2 protein-coding genes and 1 pseudogene are annotated in these 4,556 nt (G+C 64.2%); 2 read left to right on the top strand and 1 reads right to left on the bottom strand.

The genetic code is table 11. The features are described 5' to 3' along the window. The first annotated feature begins 830 nt into the window (after nt 1-830). A complete protein-coding gene (locus ACZM96_RS09740; protein ID WP_489488812.1) occupies nt 831-3,092 on the top strand; it encodes a molybdopterin-containing oxidoreductase family protein in 2,262 nt (753 codons plus the stop codon). Then, nucleotides 3,089-3,598, top strand: a complete 510-nt coding sequence (locus ACZM96_RS09735; protein ID WP_489488811.1) for a 4Fe-4S dicluster domain-containing protein — start codon at nt 3,089-3,091, stop codon at nt 3,596-3,598. The genes ACZM96_RS09740 and ACZM96_RS09735 overlap by 4 nt, the downstream gene beginning before the upstream one ends. A 665-nt stretch (nt 3,599-4,263) precedes the next feature. Here ACZM96_RS09735 and ACZM96_RS09730 read toward each other — a convergent pair. Continuing rightward, a pseudogene (locus ACZM96_RS09730) lies at nt 4,264-4,556 on the bottom strand (hypothetical protein); the annotation flags it as partial.

Genomic DNA, 4,556 nt, shown 5'->3' with positions numbered 1-4,556 from the left:
GCCGCCGACTCATCTCAAACCCCTCCTGCCCCCTCTACTGCCGCAAAAACCCTCCCCCCGCAACTGAAAAGGCAGGAAAGACAGGAAGAGAGGAAAGGCATGCGGGGGAAATAATTCCCCCCGCACCCCCCTGGTTCCGCCTCAGGCTTCGCCCTCGGCGGGGCGGGTGTGCAGGCAAAGGGCATTGCCGAAAATGGGCGGGAGTTTGGAAAGGCCGAGACCGCGGGTGCCGGAGTCCCTGGCAGACGCCGTTCGGGCTGCGGACTCAGTGCAGGTGTGCGCTGCTGCGCCCACCTGCGGTGGCCGACTCCTGTCCGGCCTCCGCCGGACAGTCGTGTCAAAGGATGGGATTTCCAGATGACAGGGAGACGTTGAGCGTTCGTGTGTGAAAGTGCCAACGTGACGTCATTGTTTGGGGTGCAGCCCTGAATCGAAACAGGAATCAGAGCCGTACGAGGGGAAAAAATCAGGGAGAGATCGTTTTGACTTCGGCCACGCTTTGAATCCGGCCGTTTTTGGGGCTCGACCGTGTTTCGACCTCTGCCTTCAGGGGAAACACTTTTTGCTGCACGGCGTCGCCCGGGCCCCCGGAGCGTTGAGAGACGGCCTTCCGGCCTCCACTCTCCCCCTCGCCCTTTGCCTCGGGCATAATCTTCCCGTTCACCCTGTCCTGCTGAAGCAGCGCAGCTGCGAAGCAGAATCAGGGGGGCGCGGGGGGAATTATTTCCCCCGCATGTCTTTCCTGCCTTTTCTGCCTTTCCTGCCTTTGACTTGTTTGACATTCGGGCAGTCGGCCGCCTATGTTTGAAGATCACAGCAAGGGAGGGAGCATGCCTCACAAGGTTACCGACGCATGGGACAGGAGCGGAGCGTTCACGCTGGAGGAAGCGGAGGCGCTGGCGGCGCGGCGCGGGGAACGGGCAGTGCCCACGTGGTGCGGCATGTGCGGGCCGCGGGCGAACTGTGCGGTGTACGCGTTTGAGCGCGACGGGCGTCTGCTTCGGGTAGCGGGCATGAAGGAAGCGCCGCACAACAGGGGCGGGCTGTGCTGCAAGGCTCATGCGGCGGCGCAGTGGGTCTATTCTCCCGACAGAATCACCACGCCGCTGCGGCGCACGGGCAAAAAGGGCGAAGGCCGCTTCGAGCCCATAAGCTGGGATGAAGCGCTCGGCATTGTGGCGGACACGCTGAAGGCGCAGAAGGCGGCGTTCGGACCGGAATCGCTGGCAGTGCTTTCTCCGGCGCGGCGCGACTACAGCGAATATCTGTATCGTCTGCTCGTGGCGCACGGCAGTCCCAACTACGGGCACAGCGGCATTTGCGCCATGCAGCTTCATTTCGGCTTCTGCCACACGATAGGGGCGCGGCCCTCGCCGGACTACAGAAATGCCGACGTGATTCTCATCTGGGGCAGGCAGCCGGTGTATTCCGGGCCGCCGCTGGGCACGGCCGAAGCGCTCGTGGAAGCCCGGCTTCGCGGCGCGCGCATTTACGCCATCAAGCCCTCCATCGAAGCCGACGGCAGTTTCGCCACCGACTGGATTCCCGTTCGCCCCGGTACCGATGCCGCTCTCGCCCTTGCCATGCTCCACGTCGTCACGGGCGAAGGACTCATCGACAAAAATTTCGTTGATCGGTGGTGCTTCGGCTACGACAGGCTTGCCGAACACGTGCGTCAGTTCAGTCCGGCGTGGGCCGAAGGCATCTGCGGCGTACCGGCTGCGGTCATTGAGGAAATGGCCCGCACCTACGCCACCACGCCCCGGGCCACCATCGATGTGGGCAACGGTCTCGAACACGCCCCTTCCGCCAGCGACGCCATCCGCGCCATAGCCATGCTCATGGCCGTTACCGGGCATCTCGACAGGCCGGGCGGCAATCTGTTTGCCGGGCCGGGCTCCACCATGCCCGCGCCGCGCAGCGTTCAGATGAGGGACAGGTACACCCCGGAATGGCTGGAAAAAATCGTGGGACCGGAATTCCCCCGCGCGTTTCAGCCGTTCCGCGAAGGCACCTCGGCCGCGTATCCGCGCCTTTTTGCCGACGTTGTTTCCGAGCATCCGACCATTCACGCCATCATTGCGCCCGGCTCGCAGCCCACGGTGAGCACCCGCAATCCGCGAGGCGTCATCAGGGCACTGGAAAAGCTGGATTTCTATGTCGTCATCGACACCCACCGCACCGCAGACATGCCCTGGGCCGACATCGTGCTGCCCGCACTCACGCCCTATGAAATCGATCATCCGTTCGAGGTGCGCGGCCCGTTCATCATGGCGCGCAGCCGGGCGGCTGATCCCGTGGGCGAAGGCCGCTCCATGCAGCAGATCATTCTCGACATCGGCACCGCCCTCGGCTACGGCGACGAATTCTGGAACGGCGACATCAACGCCTGCATGGACTGGCAGCTCGAACCGCTCGGCATGACCATGGACGAACTGCGTTCCCACCGCACGGGCATCGTGTATCCGCCCGCCGGCCGGCGCACCTACGAAAACTACGCAAAAGTCTTCTCCACGCCCAGCTCGCGCCTCGACAAAAGTCCCTTCCTGCCTCAGGGCAAGGTGGCGCTCTACAATACCAGCTTTGAAGAGGCGGGCTTTGCGCCCTTGCCCGGCTGGAGAGAACCCGTGGAAAGCGTGTCCGGCACACCGGAACTCCTCAAGGATTACCCCTTCGTGCTTTCCGACTATCACACCTCGCGGAGCTTTTCCGCAGGCTGGCAGCGCAACGTTCCTCTGCTGCGCGAGGTGGAAAAGGAGCCTTGTCTGCACATCCATCCGAACAGGGCCCGGGCCCTCGGCATTGCCGACGGCGATACCGTGCGCGTCACCTCTCCCCACGGCTTTCTTCTTGTGAAGGCCATGTACTATCCCGGCATCCGCGAAGACACGGTCATGCTGCTGCACGGCTGGTGGCAGGGCTGCGCCGAACTCGGCCTGCCCGACCTGCCCCTGCTCGACGGCGGCGCCAACGTGAACCTGCTCTACTCCCCGGACATGGAAAAAAGCGCCGATCCCCTCATCACCGCCATGGGCAGTCAGACCCTCGTAAACGTCGCGCGCGTCTGCCCCGCCGAAAAGGATGCCTCATGAAGGAATACGCCATCACCTTCGACCCGGAACGCTGTATTGCCTGTCACGGCTGCGTGGTTGCCTGCAAAACCTGGCGCGACACTCCGCAGAACGCCTGCCGCCGACGCCTGGATACCCTGTGGACAAAAGAAGAAACCATGCCCCGTCTGCGCCACGCTTCCGTGGCCTGCCTGCACTGCAACACGCCCGCCTGCCTCGAAGCCTGCCCCGCAGGCGCCATTCACAAACAGGAAAACGGCCTCGTCACCGTGGACGAACACACCTGCATCGGCTGCCGCGCCTGCCTCAGAGCCTGCCCCTTCCACGTGCCCTCGTTCGCCGCTCCGCGCAGCCCCATGATCAAATGCGACCTCTGCAACGGCCTCTTCAACCCCGAAACCGAGTCTCCCCCCTGCGTGGCTTCGTGCCCTACCCGCGCCCTCACCTTCACCGCCCTCACCCCCGAACAAAAAAGCTCCTGCGAAGCCCGTATGCTCGCCCTGCTCCGCAGCCGTGAGGAATGGTAGCAAGCCTGAGAAAAAACGTGATGGACGAAAACGCCCCGGCGTCCGCCATCGCCCGTTTGCGCAAGACAGTCTGCACAGGTTGCGGGACTTGCACGACGGGCATTGCGTTTAACGGCGGAAGTGAGTTCCGGCTACTTATGCCCGTCGGCGCGACCGTCTGAAGACAGGTCGCGGGCCCCAGAGCGTTGAGCGACGGCCTTCCGGCAGGCACTCCCCCCCTTCGTCCTTCGCTTCGGGCATAATTTTCCCGTTCACCCTGTCCTGCCGGGCGGCGCAGCCGCACGGCAGAAACAGGGGGGCGCGGGGGGAATTATTTCTGACCTTGCAGGCCTCCGAAGAGCACGCAGTCCCGTCTGTGCAAGACACGCTGTACTGTCTGCGGGACTTGTACGACGGGCATTGCGTTTAACGCCGGAAATGAATTCCGGCTACTGATGCCCGTCGGCCGGGCTCCTGATGTCGCCCGGGGCCCCAGAGCGTTGAGCGACGGCCTTCCGGCAGACACTCCCCCCTTCGCCCTTCGCTTCGGCATAATCTTCCCGTTCACCCTGTCCTGCCGGGCGGCGCAGCCGCACGGCAGAAACAGGGGGGTGCGGGGGGAATTATTTCCCCCGCATGCCTTTCCTGCCTTTTCTGCCTTTCCTCTCTTCCTGCCTTTTCTGCCTTTACTCTTCGGGCAGGGGCGGGGCGTTGAGGGCGCGGGGGGGCTGGGATTTCGGGAGTCGGGAGAGGGCTTCGCACTGGAGCTGGCGCAGGCGTTTTCCGGATTCCGCGCCGCGGTTGCGCCAGGCTTCGGGCAGGCGCACGGCGCGGATGGCGGCGAGGTCGCGGGTGGCCAGGGGTTCCCAGTTCCAGCCGCCGTCGGCTCCGGCGAGAATCCAGAAATCGTGGAAGATGCGGGCTTCCTGGAGTTTGCAGATCAGGTCTCTGCGCGTGCCTGCGCGCAGGGAGCCGTACA

Source organism: Mailhella sp. (genome assembly GCF_057866825.1).
The sequence above is the reverse complement of the archived record's forward strand: the minus strand, read 5'-3'. Positions and strand labels throughout refer to the sequence as shown.